The sequence below is a fragment of the Devosia yakushimensis genome (assembly GCF_030159855.1).
Taxonomy (GTDB): Bacteria; Pseudomonadota; Alphaproteobacteria; order Rhizobiales; family Devosiaceae; genus Devosia; species Devosia yakushimensis.
The window spans coordinates 19,840-34,474 of sequence record NZ_BSNG01000008.1 but is presented as its reverse complement, the minus strand read 5'-3'; the positions used below and the strand labels follow the sequence as shown (position 1 = coordinate 34,474).

General features: G+C 59.6%; 15 protein-coding genes and 1 pseudogene. 6 read left to right on the top strand and 10 right to left on the bottom strand.

Translation table 11 applies throughout. From position 1 onward, the window contains the following. The 5 genes and pseudogenes from QQL79_RS22330 to QQL79_RS22310 form a co-directional block, all read left to right on the top strand. A pseudogene (locus QQL79_RS22330) lies at window positions 1-327 on the top strand (P-type conjugative transfer protein TrbL); the annotation flags it as partial. Further along, a complete protein-coding gene (trbF, locus tag QQL79_RS22325) occupies window positions 324-1,013 on the top strand; it encodes a conjugal transfer protein TrbF (RefSeq protein ID WP_284394546.1) in 690 nt (229 codons plus the stop codon). The pseudogene QQL79_RS22330 and the gene trbF, both read left to right, overlap by 4 nt. Beyond that, the gene (trbG, locus tag QQL79_RS22320) at window positions 1,010-1,999 is read left to right on the top strand and encodes a P-type conjugative transfer protein TrbG (RefSeq protein WP_284394545.1); all 990 of its coding nucleotides are present in this window, start codon (window positions 1,010-1,012) and stop codon (window positions 1,997-1,999) included. Before trbF ends, trbG begins: the two co-directional genes overlap by 4 nt. Further along, entirely contained in the window at window positions 1,996-3,165 is a 1,170-nt protein-coding gene (locus tag QQL79_RS22315; protein ID WP_284394544.1) for a TraB/TrbI/VirB10 family type IV secretion system protein, read from the top strand. The genes trbG and QQL79_RS22315 overlap by 4 nt, the downstream gene beginning before the upstream one ends. Then, on the top strand, window positions 3,165-3,389 hold the full coding sequence (locus QQL79_RS22310; protein ID WP_284394543.1) for a DUF2274 domain-containing protein: 225 nt from the start codon (window positions 3,165-3,167) through the stop codon (window positions 3,387-3,389). Before QQL79_RS22315 ends, QQL79_RS22310 begins: the two co-directional genes overlap by 1 nt. Window positions 3,390-3,457: 68 nt before the next feature. Here the strand turns inward: QQL79_RS22310 and QQL79_RS22305 are convergent, their stop codons facing one another. From QQL79_RS22305 to QQL79_RS22275, 7 genes are all read right to left on the bottom strand, one after another. After that, window positions 3,458-3,736: an HU family DNA-binding protein gene (locus QQL79_RS22305; RefSeq protein ID WP_284394542.1), complete on the bottom strand. Its 279-nt coding sequence runs from the start codon at window positions 3,734-3,736 to the stop codon at window positions 3,458-3,460. Between the two features lie 77 nt (window positions 3,737-3,813). Beyond that, entirely contained in the window at window positions 3,814-4,698 is an 885-nt protein-coding gene (locus QQL79_RS22300) for a LysR family transcriptional regulator (RefSeq protein WP_284394541.1), read from the bottom strand. A 78-nt stretch (window positions 4,699-4,776) separates the two neighbouring features. Further along, window positions 4,777-6,216, bottom strand: coding sequence for a Glu/Leu/Phe/Val family dehydrogenase (locus QQL79_RS22295; RefSeq protein ID WP_284394540.1), 1,440 nt, complete (start codon window positions 6,214-6,216; stop codon window positions 4,777-4,779). A gap of 91 nt (window positions 6,217-6,307) precedes the next feature. Further along, window positions 6,308-7,381 carry an NAD/NADP-dependent octopine/nopaline dehydrogenase family protein gene (locus tag QQL79_RS22290; protein WP_284394539.1) on the bottom strand — a complete coding sequence of 358 codons (1,074 nt, stop codon included), beginning with the start codon at window positions 7,379-7,381 and terminating at the stop codon, window positions 6,308-6,310. Between the two features lie 95 nt (window positions 7,382-7,476). After that, window positions 7,477-8,862, bottom strand: a complete 1,386-nt coding sequence (locus QQL79_RS22285) for an NAD(P)/FAD-dependent oxidoreductase (protein WP_284394538.1) — start codon at window positions 8,860-8,862, stop codon at window positions 7,477-7,479. Then, window positions 8,859-9,155, bottom strand: coding sequence for a (2Fe-2S)-binding protein (locus QQL79_RS22280; RefSeq protein WP_284394548.1), 297 nt, complete (start codon window positions 9,153-9,155; stop codon window positions 8,859-8,861). The genes QQL79_RS22285 and QQL79_RS22280 overlap by 4 nt, the downstream gene beginning before the upstream one ends. Then, a complete protein-coding gene (locus QQL79_RS22275) occupies window positions 9,136-10,257 on the bottom strand; it encodes an NAD(P)/FAD-dependent oxidoreductase (RefSeq protein WP_284394537.1) in 1,122 nt (373 codons plus the stop codon). Before QQL79_RS22275 ends, QQL79_RS22280 begins: the two co-directional genes overlap by 20 nt. A gap of 92 nt (window positions 10,258-10,349) precedes the next feature. Here QQL79_RS22275 and QQL79_RS22270 point away from each other — a divergent pair, with 92 nt between their 5' ends. After that, window positions 10,350-11,261 (top strand): LysR substrate-binding domain-containing protein, encoded by a 912-nt coding sequence (locus QQL79_RS22270; RefSeq protein WP_284394536.1) that lies wholly within the window; start codon window positions 10,350-10,352, stop codon window positions 11,259-11,261. A 50-nt stretch (window positions 11,262-11,311) separates the two neighbouring features. Here the strand turns inward: QQL79_RS22270 and QQL79_RS22265 are convergent, their stop codons facing one another. The 3 genes from QQL79_RS22265 to QQL79_RS22255 all read right to left on the bottom strand — a co-directional run bounded on the left by QQL79_RS22265 (window position 11,312) and on the right by QQL79_RS22255 (window position 14,635). After that, window positions 11,312-12,658: an MmgE/PrpD family protein gene (locus tag QQL79_RS22265; RefSeq protein ID WP_284394547.1), complete on the bottom strand. Its 1,347-nt coding sequence runs from the start codon at window positions 12,656-12,658 to the stop codon at window positions 11,312-11,314. Window positions 12,659-12,746: 88 nt separating this feature from the next. Then, window positions 12,747-13,832 carry an ABC transporter ATP-binding protein gene (locus QQL79_RS22260; protein WP_284394535.1) on the bottom strand — a complete coding sequence of 362 codons (1,086 nt, stop codon included), beginning with the start codon at window positions 13,830-13,832 and terminating at the stop codon, window positions 12,747-12,749. Further along, entirely contained in the window at window positions 13,829-14,635 is an 807-nt protein-coding gene (locus QQL79_RS22255; RefSeq protein ID WP_284394534.1) for an ABC transporter permease, read from the bottom strand. Before QQL79_RS22255 ends, QQL79_RS22260 begins: the two co-directional genes overlap by 4 nt.

Below are 14,635 nucleotides of genomic sequence, written 5' to 3'. Positions count from 1 at the left end.
GTTGCGCGCGCCGCAGGAGGCGCAGCGGCGTCTCCGCTCAAGCGCGCCGCGTCGCGTGTCTCCGACAGCCTCGGCTCCTCCTTCGACGAGGGTGGCCGCGCCGCCTTTGCCGCGACGGGCGGCGCATTCTCGATGGGCACCGTCGCCGGCACGTCTCCCCAACCGGCCGGTCCCATCGCCACCGACACGCCACCCGCCTGGGCCCGCCGCATGCGTCACAGCGGCACCATGAGCCACGGCGCCATGGCCGCCGCCCACGCCGTCCGCTCCGGCGACAACCATGGCGGCGGCGCCTCCGTCAGCCTTTCCGAGAGAGATAATCCATGACGTTCTTCAAGCGCGCATCCACGCACTACGGCAAATCCCCCGAACCCGAGACACCTTACCAGCGCGCCGCGCAGGTCTGGGACGAGCGCATGGGCTCGGCCCGGGTCCAGGCAAAGAACTGGCGACTGATGGCCTTTGGGTGCCTCATCCTCTCCGCCGGCTTTGCTAGCGCTCTGGTCTGGCAGTCGGCGCGCGGCACCGTCGTGCCTTGGGTGGTCGAGGTCGACCGCACCGGCGAGGCACGTTCCGTCGAGCCTGCGACCGCGGACTACCAGCCCACCGATCCGCAGATCGCTTTCCACCTCGCGCGCTTCGTCGAACAGGTTCGCAGCCTGCCAGCCGATGCAATCGTCGTGCGCCAGAACTGGCTGCGCGCCTATGAGTTCACCACCGATCGCGGCGCCACCGCGCTCAACGATTATGCCCGCTCGGCCGACCCGTTCGGCCGCGTTGGGCGCCAGCAGGTCGCGGTCGAGGTTTCGAGCGTCATCCGCGCGTCGCCGGATTCGTTCCGCGTCGCCTGGACGGAGCGCCGCTACGAGAACGGGCAACTCGCCGGCACCGAACGCTGGACCGCCATTCTCACGATCGTCATCCAGCAACCGCGGGACGCCGAGCGCCTTCGCCGCAACCCCCTGGGTGTCTTCGTCAATGCCATCAACTGGTCAAAGGAGCTGGGGCAATGACCAGACCGACGATCCACAGAGCCGACCTTCCGGCTTTCCGTAAATCTGCCTCCACCCTCGCGGTGCTTCTGCTCGCGACCGTCTCGCTGACGGCCTGCGCCACCGCGCGGCGGCCACCGCAGATCAGCTACGACGCCAACGTGCCACCGCTCGCGGCCGTTGCCGTCCCCACGGGCGAGACAACGCCTCGTCCCGTCCTCGTGCCGCCATCCTGGACGCCGTCCAAGGGCGGTGACCCCGCAACCACGCCGACAGGCCGGGTGGAGAACGCCAATGTCGCGGCGCGGGTTGAACCCCGGAAGGACGGCTATTTCAACGCCATACAAATCTATCCGTGGAGCGAAGGCGCGCTCTATCAGGTCTACGCCGCGCCAGGGCAGATCACCGTCATCGCGCTCGAGCCTGGCGAGAGCCTGACCGGCGCCGGACCGATCGCCGCCGGCGACACCGCCCGCTGGATCATCGGTGACACGGAAAGCGGCAGCGGCGCCACGCGGCGCGTCCATGTGCTGGTCAAGCCGACCCGCACCGACATCACCACCAACCTCGTAATCACCACGGATCGCCGTACCTACCTCATCGAGTTGCGCTCCGGCGAGTCTCCCTACATGCCGGCCGTCGCCTGGGCCTATCCGCAGGTCGCTTCGCAGCGGACCAACATCCCAGCTGCGCCGGTGATCCCGGCCCAAGCGGCGCGGAACCACCGCTATGGGCTGAGCGGCGACGCACCGCCCTGGCGCCCAATCTCGGTCTATGACGATGGACGCCGTGTCTATGTCGAGTTCCCGCGCGGCATCATCCAGGGCGAGATGCCGCCGATCTTCGTCATCGGCTCGAATGGCGAGCCCGAGATCGTCAACAGCCGCATCTACCAGAACATCCTGATCGTCGATCGCCTGTTCGGCGCGGCGGAACTGCGCCTCGGCAGCGGCAAGCAGCAGCAGACAGTCAGGATCGTGCGCATCGATGGGAGGCCCGCGACATGAGCGAGACCAACGGCGGGACCGAAAGGGACAATGGCGCGACCAGACCTGAAACTCCAGACACCATGCGGCTGCGCCCGGAGCCGCCACGTGTGACGCGCATCTCTCGTCGCGTGCTGGCCGGTCTCGGGATATTTGTCGGCCTCGGCATTGGCGGCGCGTTGATCTATGCGCTCCAGAGCACCGACCGTCAGGTGAATCACGACGAGCTCTTCACCACCGACCGCCGGCAAACGGCCGATGGTCTGCAGGGACTGCCGGACGACTATAGCGGTATTCCACAACTCGGGCCGGCGCTCCCAGGCGACCTCGGTGGACCGATCGTGCGCGCCCGCGAAGAGGGCCGCGACGTTCCGGCCGAGATCATGCCGGTGCAACCCGATCCGGAAGAACAGCGTCGCCTCGCTGAGATGGAGGCAGCCCGCACCAGCAAGATCTTCGTTCAGACAAGTTCGCCCGTTGCGTCCGACGCCTCGGGCATTCCATCTATGACAGGCACCTGGACGCCCACCCTCAGCAACGGAGGCGGAGATCGGCAACGGGCTTTCCTCGATGCAGAGGTGGATCGCCGTACGGTCGCCCCCGACCGGGTGGCTGCGCCGGCCTCGCCCTTTGTGGTACAGGCCGGTTCCGTGATCCCGGCCGCGCTCATCTCCGGTATCCGCTCCGACCTTCCCGGTCAGATTACCGCCCAGGTCACCCAGCACATCTATGACAGCCCGACTGGAAGCATGGTGCTCATTCCGCAGGGCACTCGCATCATCGGCGAATACGACAATGGTATCGCCTTCGGCCAGCGCCGGGTCCTGCTTGTCTGGAACCGCCTCATCTTCCCGAACGGCCGCTCTATAGTTCTCGAGCGCCAGCCCGGTGCGGACACCGCAGGCTATGCCGGCCTGGAAGATGGCGTCGACTACCACTGGTGGGATCTGATGAAGGCAGCCGGCCTGTCGACACTGCTCGCCGTCGGCGCGGAACTAACCATGCATGACGACGACCGCCTCATCCAGGCGATCCGCAGTGGAACCCAAGACACCATCACCGACGCGGGCCAGCAGATCATCCAGCGCCAATTGCAGATCGCCCCGACGCTGACGATCCGCCCTGGCTTCCCCGTGAGGGTGATCGTCACGCGCGACCTCGTCCTCGAACCCTATGGAGCAGCGTAGTGACCAAGCTCAAGCTCGGTGCAATCCCGGACGACAAGCCCGTGAAGATCACGCTGGAACTGCCAGCCGCGCTGCATCGCGATCTCGTTGCCTATGGCGAGGCTCTGTCTCGCGAGACCGGGCAGGCTGTTGGCGATCCGATCCGCTTGATCGCACCGATGGTCGAGCGCTTCATCGCGACGGATCGCGGTTTCGCCCGCGCGCGCAAGGTGCCGCGAGCTTAGCTTCCCCCTTTCAATGGCTGGCATGCATCGACACATCGCTACACGTTCAAGGTTCCCCCTGAACGGGTTCACCTATTGAGGTTGTCTTTGAGTGCCTTGGCCGGTGTGAAGGTCAACTTCTTGGCGGCCGCAATCTTGAGGGTTGCGCCCGTGGACGGGTTTCGGCCTTCGCGCTCCGGAGTCGCCTTAACCTTGAACTTCCCAAAGCCGGGTAAGGAAATCTCGTCGCCAGAAACAGCGGCTTCCGCAATCGCCTTGAAGACGCCGTCGACCAGCGCCTTGCCTTGGGCCTTGGTCAAGCCGTGCTCGATGGCGAGCTTGTCGGCAATTTCATTTGCAGTTGTCATGAAGTACTTCCTCTCTTTTGATCAATTTTTGGCGCTAACACGCCATTGGCGATTTGTCATCGCGAGGCCGTCCCGGCCTAGATGAACTCGCGCACGATGTTAAGCAGCGCCCTGAGGGCGGGATTGGGATTGGACTCCATCCAGACTGCCTTGACGGGAATAACATGCCGACCTGCGAGTGGCACGATCACGACGCCATCGGCGGCAGTACACGGCGGCCGGCCAACGACGAGCGTCACACCAAACCCGGTTGCCACCATGTTTATCAGACTGCACAGGCCCACACGGTGCATCTGCACCCTTGGGACGCCAGCCTGCTTCGCCATCAGTTGGATCAGGTATTCCTCGATGTCGGGGCCCAAGCCTTCGGCGCAGAGGACAAACCGCTCTGAGTGCAGGTCGCCCAACGTCAGACTGCGCGCACCAGCCAACGGATGCGACTGTGGAAGCACGACCACCATCCGCTCATCACGCAAGTGCAGCGATTGAGATGCTTCAGGGCGCTGAGCCTTAGTCACGAATGCGAGGTCCATCCGGCGCTGCTGGACCAAAGCGCTGCTTGCAGCCGACGCGCTCTCGACGACCTCAATGGAAATGCCGCCATAGTCTTTGCGGAAGCGCTCGAACAGGTCGGACAGCAGAGCGAAAGGGAGGCTTACGCCGACGGTGAGTTCACCGTGCTCACACCTCTGCAAGGCTTCCACCCTCTGCATGGCCCGCCGAAGATGGTCGAAACCCAGAGTGGCCTCCTCCAGGAAACGATCGCCGGCAGGCGTCGGGCGTATGCCGGCGTGGTACCGTTCGAAGAGTTGCGTACCGAGTCTATGTTCTAGGCTGCGTACTCCGCGGCTGAGCGCCGAATGCTGGACATGGAGCGCTGCGGCGGCCCGGCGAAAGCTGCCATGCTCGGCGGACGCCAGAGCGTACCGGAACAAACGGGTGTCAACAACGCGATCAGGCAAGGCGAACCCCCAGAATTCGAAGTTGCCGATTTCCTCTCACCGCTCCTTGAGCGAGTTCCGCAGAACCGCTCGCTACGCCTAGATGCCGATCGCTTCGTAGATGCCCTTAATGCGCGTGAGCGCGATCACATATGCCGCTGTCCGCAAGTCGTCGATGCCCTCGGCATTATTCCAGAGATGGGACATCTGGGCGTAGGTTGACCGCATTTTTTCTTCAAGGCCGGAACGAACCAGATCGATCTCCCGCCCCCCACCAAGATTGGCGATGGTGTCGGGAAACTTAGTGTTGAGCGTGCGTTCGAGTGTCGAGGTGAGAAGCGTATTTTCATATTGCCGTCGTCGCCGCTCCATCAACCCGAATGGCATGTGAGCAATGTTCTTGACCCATTCAAAATAGGAAACGGTGACCCCGCCGGCGTTGGCGAAAAGATCTGGGATGATGACCACACCGCGGTCGCGGAGAATGGCGTCAGCCTCGAATGTAATGGGGCCGTTCGCTGCTTCGACAATAACGCGAGCTGCAATGGCATGCGCATTCTCGCCAGTAATCACACCTTCTCGCGCTGCCGGGATGAGAATGTCGCAAGGTGTTGTCAGCAGATCAGAACTGCTTTTTGCAAATTGCCCGCCCGCAAATTCCTCGAAGGTGCGATACGCCGCGAAATGGTTGTAGAGCGCATCGATGTCGAGCCCTCCGGAGTTCTCGATCGCACCATTGTGCTCAATCACCGCTACAATCCGACATCCATCCTCGGACAGGAACTTTGCGGCGTGATAGCCCACATTGCCAAATCCCTGCACGATGACCCTGAGACCATCAAGCCCACCGGATAGACCGCAGCGCTCCACGTCTTTCGGATGGGCAAAAAATTCGCGCAGTGCGAATTGCACACCGCGCCCGGTCGCTTCCGAACGCCCTTCAATGCCCCCGGCGGCCAATGGCTTGCCGGTAACGCATGCCTCCGCATTGATGTCTTGGGGTTTGAGACGCCGATGTTCGTCAGCGATCCATACCATGGTCTTTTCGTTCGTACCGACATCAGGCGCCGGCACGTTCAGAGATGAACTGAGGAAATTCTGTCGCGTAAGTTCTTGGGCGAAGCGGCGCGTGATGCGCTCCAGTTCGTAGTCGTTCCAGTCGCCAGGCTTGATTTTCAGAGCACCTTTCGAGCCCCCGAATGGAAGCCCAAGCAGGGCGCACTTATATGTCATCAGCGCAGCAAGCGCCTCGACTTCGTCCACCCCAACATCGGGGGCGTACCGTATCCCGCCCTTGGCAGGAGACGGATGGTTGGAATGCACAGCACGCCAGCCTTCGAAGGTCCACATCCGACCACGCAATCGCACGCCAAACCGGGTGACATACGTCTCGTTACAAACCGAGATCTTTTCGAAGAGTCCGTCCTGCATCGGCACGAGGCGAGCAGCACGCGCAACCATCGCATTGACGTCAGAAAGAAAGACTGGCTTGGCACGGATCTCAGCCTCCATCTCTGCAACTAAATCTGTCTCAGGCATTGAGCTCTCCTGCTCGAACAGCCGTCATCACCTTCTTCGGCAACGTGGTACGTGGTGATTTGCGGAAGAGTGCTAATCATGCGCATCAGGCTCATCTCGCGACGGGATATCCATTCGAAACCAAATCCATGAGCACGGCGACATTCAGCAAATCCAACTCGCCGAGCAGGTCGTTCTCAGCAGAAAAATTCCGGCCGTAGCATGCGCTTAGAATATCAACCCCGGACTGGTGGAGCGGTATCGCCACCCCCGCCAGCCTTGCGAGATAGAGGGTCGGAACGAGTCCGTATGGAACGTCTTCAAGGACGTAGCGCGTTTCGAGGGTGGTTGGACCCAGGGGATCGCTTCCACGCCGCGCGAGTTCCTGTGATATCTCGACTACAGAAGTGCGGCCAACATTGAAAGAAAGGGCATAGTGGTCGAGGATCGTGCGAACCGCTTTGCCGAATGACGCTGCAACCAGCAGCCTCTCCTCGTCCATAGCTTCGAGGAGTCTTCCCACCGCTGGAGTGACGTTTGCACGTTGCCCCCACACCTCACCTCGTTCAATGCGAGTCAAATTGCAGAGCGCCGTTCCCAGATGGTTCTGAGGATTCAGGTTGCTAAGCGCAATCGTCAGCAGATCGTCTCTCATGACAAATCGATCGCCAAACAAAGATACACAGACTTTATGTGCTTGTTCGCCAAGACGAGCAGGCAGCGTGGCCATGTCCACCTTTGAGCGTACTGCCCCAACCTTGATCTCGTTGGGTGTTCGCGCCTTCGCGGTTAACATCGTCGTATTCCAGGCCACGATAGGGATCTGTAAGCCGCGATTTGAAAGTACCTTCGCCAAGTACAGGGCAGCGAAGGACAGGTGGCCGCTTATAATAACGATGTTGCTGGGCTTGATGTGGGGAGCGATGATGTCAAGAACGCGTCGGTGTCCGTAGGCAGGCAAGGCTAGGACGATCACGTCGCAATCTGTGAGAGCGGAAGGTATCGTGCAGACATTCGGACGAAATACGCCCTCGAGTGCTCCCGACACGATTAGTGGTATACCGCTAAGAAGGGACGCTGTTCTGCCTCCGGAGGGCGACCACACCTGAACCGAATGTCCGGCCTTTAAGAGTAGAGCTGCATAACCCATCGCAATTGCGCCTGCGCCGGCGATACCGATTTCCATGCTGCTTACTGCTTACTGCTTACTGCTTCGGGGATAGTCGTCCGAAAGCTGCGCCTCACCTCCGCTGCTCGAAACATGCGGCGCTTGAATTCGGTTCACGTTCTATGTGCGTCTTCTGCCAAGGAGGCCACTTCACCGATAGTCACCGGCTTCAGCGGCGGTCGGATGTGAAAGTACCCAACCTCCGAGGGCGTTTCGCTCTGCGCTTCTGCAATGATGCGGGTGACTGTGTATCCACATTGCCGTCCCTGGCACGGCCCCATGCCGACGCGAGACGCTGCCTTCACCTTATTTGGCCCGGGTCGGCCAATTCCCGCCAAAGCCCTGACGCGCCCAGCCGTGACTTCCTCGCACCGGCAAACAATGGTGTCATCGGATGGCGCAAACACCTGCGGGCGGGGTCTAAACATAGCATCGAGGAAGGGACGCGCGGCCATTTCTCGCGACAGCTGCCTTCTGATCGGCCGAGCCCTGCTATCGGCCTCCCCCAAACGCCCCAAGGTCTCGGCAACCCGCAGGCCCGCAAGCTTGCCACGCAGGATCGCGGCCTTCGCGCCGGCGATACCTGCGCCATCGCCGGCAATGAAAAGTCCGGGCACCGAACTCTCACCCCAAGAGTCAACCACCGGCACAAAGCACTCCTGGGCCGCGTTCCACATCATCTCGCAGTCTACCGACATCGCCGTATGAAGCTGTGGCACCACCCCCTCGTGGACGAGTAGCACGGCGGCAGGAACGGTGGCCTCAAGGTCGCGTTTAGTCCGGTACCGCAATCTTTCTACTCTGCCGTCACCAATGGCTTCCAACTCGGTGACTCCACGTACAATTTGTGTGCGTGAAAGGCTCAGCTTGGCTAGCCATGCCATCCCTTTCAGCAAGTCACCGATTGCGAGGAGCGCCCTGGGCAGGTGGCGAAGCGCCAAGCGCAATTGCCCCGGCGGGGTGGTGTCGAGATATCCTGCCAAATTACCACCGGCTTTCAGCAGTTGCACCGCATAGAGCAACGGGAGCGGACCACTCCCAGCTATCCACACCGGGCCTTTCGGGAACTGCGTCGCCGACTTCAGCAGTATCTGAGCCGCCCCCACCGTTAGTACCCCTGGAAGGGTCCAACCGGGAAACGGGACTGGGCGCTCCTGGGCTCCAGTTGCGAGTACGATGGACTTGGCCTGGATTACTTCCGCCTTTCCTCCGCTGCTGACAAAAGCGCTGAAGCCTGGCTCGAGCTTCCAGAGTTGGGTCTCGGGTTGATAGTGGACACCGCTGTCTCGAAACGCCTCGACTACGTGGCGCCCCTCGGAATAAGCGGCTCCCAGGATGTCGTCACGATCGCTTCCATTTTCGACCGCACGCCAAATCTGGCCGCCTGGGGCAGGCTGCTCGTCGATGACCATCACGTCGAGGTCATGAGAGCGCGCCATCATGGCAGTTGCCATTCCGGCAGGACCGGCACCAATCACCAGCAGATCGACCATCATCATGACGCAATCCTACGTTTCCCGGTAGGCCGCCGGACCTGCATGCCATCGCTCACGGTCTTCAGGCACGTCTGGACAGATGCAACGCCATCAATCTCGGCGACACATTCAAAACACACACCCATCATGCAATACGGTGCGCGCTTGCTCTGAGAGACTGGCGTTCGACGAGCAAACACATCGGCTTGTCGCACGAGCACAGCCGCGACGCTTTCACCTGATTCTGCCGGTACGGGAACGCCATCGATAAAGATGGTGATGGGTGACGAATGGACGCTACGCAGCTTTTGAAACATCGAAACGACTATGATGAAAGACATTGAGGGACGCCGGCAATTGGCCGGAGGCGAACGCGTGCGCAATATCGGCCGCATGCACCGCAGCGAGGGTGACGCCCGAGTGGCATACAGCAACATAGGCACCGGGATGGCTCTTCGATTCTGCGTAGACAGGATGCCGGTCCGGAGTGAGGATCCGCAGCCCCGCCCATTGGCGAACAAGGTTCAATCCAGCGAGGGCGGGTACCCGTCGAATAGCCTTTGCACCTAGCGCAGCGGCGGCCTCTGCTGTCGTCGAGGTATCGAACCCAGCCTCGTCCATAGTGGCGCCAATCATGACGGTACCCTCCCGCGTTTGACGCAGGCCGCTGGTCGGTAGCGGCAAGAACGGCTCGACCCGTTCGGTCACAAGAATTTGGCCTCGCTGGGGTCTGATCTGGATATCCAATCCAACCTGTGCGGCTAGTTCCTTTGATCCGAGCCCAGCGGCAATGACGACACGTGCGGCGGAAACTCGCCCAGACCCATAGTCAACAAGGAAACTGCCGCTGGCGTCACGTTGGATGCGTTGCACCGCGCAGCCGCCGAGCAACTCACCGCCATTCCGAACAGTTTCAGCGTGCAGGGCAGCAAGAAGGCGAAGCGGATTGGCGTGGCCATCGCTGCGGCCATAGCTCGCGCCGGTGACCTCGGATCCCAAGCGAACTCCAGGAAGGACCGATTCCAGTTCCCGGCGGTCGATCATATGACAATCGGGTTCAAGATCGCCCAATTGTTCTGCGAGACGCTCAATCGTCGCACGGCGCTTCTCAAAGTCGGCCTCGCCGAGGGTAATGGTAAGCCCACCATCGCACTCGTATTGGAGATCGATGCCGGTCGCTTCGGTCAATTCGGCCGAAAACTCGGGCCAAAGTTGGATCGATTTCCGGGTCCAGCGTTGATAGGCGGGCATATTCGTGCCTTTGCCCTGGAGCCAGACCAATCCGAAATTGGCATTTGCGGCACGAACATCGCGATCGCTACCATCGAGGACCGCAACTCGCACTTTTCGCCTCGCGAGACCGTAGGCAATAGCCGAACCGACTATGCCTCCGCCTATCACAACAATGTCGGCGTTCATGATCTTTCCCTATTGCCTTCATGTAGGGTAAGCGCCGAGACTGTATTCGTCCAAGTCGAAAACGACAGGGGGATATTCAGAATGGTTATGGAATGGTCCGCGCGCTGAACCTTCGCCAGATTGAGGCCTTCAAGGCCGTAATGGAGAACGGCACGATCAGCCGCGCCGCCGAGATTCTGCATGTTTCACAGCCGAACATGAGCAAACTCATCGCTCACCTGGAGGCCGATACCGGTCTGCAACTGTTCGATCGACACAAAGGACGCCTCGCTCCGACGGACCACGCTATGCGGCTCTATGATGAAGTCGGTCGGATATTCTCAGGCGTCCGGCAGGTCGAGAACGCTGTCGAGGCGATACGGCGTGAGGAACAGGGTAGAATCGCGATTGGCGCGATGTCCACGCTGGCCAATTCCTTCGTCCAGCGCGCGACGACGCGCTTTCTCGTTAGTCGCCCTTCACTGTTCTGTTCGATTCACTCGCTGAGTTCGCCATGGATCGTGGACGGAGTGATCGCGAGAAAGCTGGATATCGGGTTGGTGAGTGCAAGTGTGGACAGCCCTAATGTCGGCCTCGAGCCACTAATGAAGCACCCTTTGGTCTGCATTATGCCGCTCGAACACCCTCTTGCCGAGAAGCCGGTTGTCGAACCGCACGATCTGGACCTAGTCCCTTTCATCACCTTCCCAGCCGATACTTACCTCGGACGGCGCATCGAGGGGTTGCTCGACGCCTATAAAGTGCGTCCCCAGATTGTCCTCGTGGCGAATGTTGCACCGACCGTATGCGAGTTCGTGTCGGCGGGCGTGGGCATTGCGTTGGTCCATCCTCTCACGCTCAATGGCCTGGAGCAGCGGCTCACAATCCGGCGCTTCGAACCTGAGATCTCGTATCACTTCCAACTCTGCCGTAACCTCGACAGTAAGAACGCCAAGATTATCGACGCCTTTGCAGAGGACGTTCGTCACACTGCAGCAGACATCGCCCAAAACATGCTCAGTTGATCAGTTGATTTGCTCTACGCTGGGTCGCGTTTGATATTGCGCGGCGCCATCTAGCCTGCGCCGCCTCCTACGTGGTGCAACATCAGCCGAGTGATGTTCGCTGAAAGCTCACTCACGAGATCAACTCCGACATCATGGGCAGCTAGGGTACTTTCCGGTTGGAGAACCGGGAGCAGCGCGGCCACCATTTCGTCGTCCGCGAGTCGTCTGAATTTCGCCAAAACCCCGTCATGATCGAGACCGGTCTTTGCTCCATCTGATAAACTATTGGCGGCAACCGAAGCGGTCAGTTCCTGCCCTTTACTGGTCTTGATGAGAATTCGACAATCGCTGGAACGCGTATGCTGGAAGGCGCATTCCGCGCGCGGTTGCGGTTTGCTTGTTGCCCAAAGGGGGCCAGGTTCAATCCCCGCGGCAAGGAGTGCGAACATCGCAGGCAGACTGAATGCGACATCAGCGGCTCCGACAGGATCGCCATCGCAGAACTTTTCGATATCCGGGGTCGCAAAAATGATGATCTCAACGACATCATCACCTACGTCGACCCGGTCAAGCAGGGCCGAAAAGGCCTTCAGATACTCTTGCGTATGCCAGCACGCTGGGTAATGCTTGAAACCCGTGCGGAGGACCGCAGGCGGCTTACTCAGCACATCTTCATTGAACACCCAGCGGTCTGATCCCGCCATTCTCCAGAAGCCCTTGTCTCCCTCAAGCGGTTGGGTGACCCCCGTCTGTCCCTCCAAGGCAAGGCTGACAGCCAACACAGCCCCGGCGGCAATCCAGCCAATATTGTTCTTCGTGCCAGGCACGGGCCGCTCATACCATTTTGCCGTATATGGCACGATGGAATGTGCGACAGCGACGCCAACAACACGCTCGATCATGGCGTCATCGAGATTGAGCGCTACGGAGATCGCCAATGCCGCAGCGATTGTGTCAAGATTTCCGACCGAGCGAACCTTAGCGGCGTGTTCCGGCGACGGTTTAGTCGCCTCACACAAGATCCCATGTGCCTCATACCCAGCTGCAATACCTCTCAAGATTCGATCCAGCGTCAAATTGCCTTCCGTGGCAAGTGCAAGTACCGCTCCGATAATGGGGCCCCCGGGATGCCCATACAGCGTATCGTCAAAATCCATGGCAATTACCGCCTGGCCGTAGAGATGCGCCCTTAAAAACGGTGAGGATTGAATATCGGCGTCACTCGAAAACAGGGCCCGCTTAATCCCCGCAGCTGATTGCCTAAAATGGGGAAGAGACAAGCCACCGGAAAAACAACCAAGGTTGTCCAGCAGACAGAGCTTCGTCCGTTGCAAGACGTTGGGCTGCCAAGCCCCGTCCCGGAACTGGTGAAGGTGCGCAATCATCCGCGATGCAGCGTTGCCGTTTTGTGTCATGGAATACACGCTTTCCAAATGGAGAGGCCGAGAGAAATCTGCGGCAGATGAATTCACCTGCCGCAGTCCTGCGCCCAGAGAGTACCCGCTATCCGACTAGAGGCTGGACAGCTTTGGGCTCGATGCGCAGTTTCACTTCGCTGCCGACGGTTACACCCTCTAGACGGCGAACCGGAATTTGTGCCTTGACGGTGCAATCACTGGAGACGTCGACCCACACATCGACATGGGCGCCGAGATTGACCATTTTGTCCACACGCCCGGCCAACAGGTTCTCACGACTTTCATCGGGCTCAGCCAGTTGCACGTTCTCGGGACGGATGCAGCATAGCGCGATGCTATCCGCCGGAGCCGTTTGCGGCGCGTCCGCAATAAGCGTGGGGCCGCCCTTAAGCGCAAGTCTGAGCTTCCCGTCCCGATTTTCGGTCTTGGTGACCGACAGCAGATTCGATTTGCCGATAAAGTCGGCCACAAAGGCTGAGACGGGATTTTGATAGATGTCTACTGGCCGCCCTTCCTGCGCGATCACACCGCCAGACATGACGACGACGCGGTCGGACATCGCCATGGCTTCTTCCTGATCGTGAGTAACGTAGACAAACGTCATGCCCAGTTGCTGCTGGATTTCTTTCAGCTCGATGCGCATGGCTTCACGGAGCTTCAGATCTAGATTGGACAAAGGCTCGTCGAGGAGCAGCACTGAGGGTTGTGGCGCGATAGCGCGCGCCAAAGCCGTCCTTTGCTGCTGGCCTCCCGAAAGTTCCTTGGGGTAACGGGTCTCATAGCCTTCAAGATGTACGCTCTTGAGCGCCCGGCGAACACCTTCCTCGATCTCGACCGCGGATTTGCGCTTCATCTTCAGCCCAAAGGCGACATTTTCCGCGACAGTCATGTGCGGGAAGAGCGCATAGTTCTGGAAAACTAGGCCGATGTTCCGCTTTTCCGGCGGCACACCAACCTGATTTTTGCCGCGGATCCGAATTTCGCCCGAGTTGGGCTCATGGAATCCTGCAATCATGTTCAAGGTGGTAGTCTTCCCACAGCCCGATGGTCCCAAAATGCTGACAAATTCTCCTCTGGGAACGACAAGATTGATCCCGCCCACCACCAAGTGATTGCCATAACCTTTTGTAACATCGACCAATTGAATATCGACGTTGTCGGCAGAGCTCATTTACTTCCTCCGTGAATTTGCGCCGAGAACCCACCAATTCTCTCAAACAGGAAGATCACTGCGAGGAGGAAGAGCAGGGATGCGACGTTGACCGCGGCCAAAACCGGATCAAGGCCGTATTGGAAATATTCGATTACTTTGATTGGAAGCGGCACCTCACCCGGACGGGCCAGAAACAACGACAACGGCACATCATTGAATGAGAGGATGAATGCAAAAGTCATCCCAGAAAATATGCCCGGCTTGATTAGCGGCAAAAGCACATAGAAAATGCGTTGCCACTTGTTCGCCCCGAGAATCTGCGCCGCTCGGTCCAAATTCTTGTCGAAATTGTAGATTGCAGTAACAATCATGCGAACGGCGAACGGTATGGTTAAAATAACATGGCCCGCTACCAGCCCGGCAAACCCAAGATATTTGTACAAACCAGCCGAAGAAAAGAACAGGACGATCGCCACCCCTTTGACAATCTGAGGCACGGCAAGCGGTGACAGCAAAAACGACAGGATCGCGTTGTGGCCGGGCACCTTTCGATACGCCACGGCATACGCACCAAGCGAGGCTAACGTCCCAGTAATTATCGCCACAAGTGCAGCGACCTTTACACTGAGGATGAAGGGATCAAGCCATCTCGGGGTCCAAAGCTTCTGGAACCAATCCAGGGTCCAGACGGAAACGTCGAAAGTGACCCTGCTCGTGGGACTGAATGACGCGGCAAACACTATAAGAAGTGGTAGCGCGATAAATAAGACAGTCAGCGTGAAGAACGACCAGTACAAGGCGGGTAAAACGTATCTGCCCAT

Bases quoted from the DNA above. Each gene is read 5' to 3' on its own strand.
- trbF (WP_284394546.1), top strand. From the start codon at position 324: ATGACGTTCTTCAAGCGCGCATCCACGCACTACGGCAAATCCCCCGAA.
- trbG (WP_284394545.1), top strand. From the start codon at position 1,010: ATGACCAGACCGACGATCCACAGAGCCGACCTTCCGGCTTTCCGTAAA.
- QQL79_RS22315 (WP_284394544.1), top strand. From the start codon at position 1,996: ATGAGCGAGACCAACGGCGGGACCGAAAGGGACAATGGCGCGACCAGA.
- QQL79_RS22305 (WP_284394542.1), bottom strand. From the start codon at position 3,736: ATGACAACTGCAAATGAAATTGCCGACAAGCTCGCCATCGAGCACGGC.
- QQL79_RS22295 (WP_284394540.1), bottom strand. From the start codon at position 6,216: ATGCCTGAGACAGATTTAGTTGCAGAGATGGAGGCTGAGATCCGTGCC.
- QQL79_RS22290 (WP_284394539.1), bottom strand. From the start codon at position 7,381: ATGGAAATCGGTATCGCCGGCGCAGGCGCAATTGCGATGGGTTATGCA.
- QQL79_RS22285 (WP_284394538.1), bottom strand. From the start codon at position 8,862: ATGATGATGGTCGATCTGCTGGTGATTGGTGCCGGTCCTGCCGGAATG.
- QQL79_RS22280 (WP_284394548.1), bottom strand. From the start codon at position 9,155: ATGTTTCAAAAGCTGCGTAGCGTCCATTCGTCACCCATCACCATCTTT.
- QQL79_RS22275 (WP_284394537.1), bottom strand. From the start codon at position 10,257: ATGAACGCCGACATTGTTGTGATAGGCGGAGGCATAGTCGGTTCGGCT.
- QQL79_RS22270 (WP_284394536.1), top strand. From the start codon at position 10,350: ATGGTCCGCGCGCTGAACCTTCGCCAGATTGAGGCCTTCAAGGCCGTA.
- QQL79_RS22265 (WP_284394547.1), bottom strand. From the start codon at position 12,658: ATGACACAAAACGGCAACGCTGCATCGCGGATGATTGCGCACCTTCAC.
- QQL79_RS22260 (WP_284394535.1), bottom strand. From the start codon at position 13,832: ATGAGCTCTGCCGACAACGTCGATATTCAATTGGTCGATGTTACAAAA.
- QQL79_RS22255 (WP_284394534.1), bottom strand. From the start codon at position 14,635: ATGGGCAGATACGTTTTACCCGCCTTGTACTGGTCGTTCTTCACGCTG.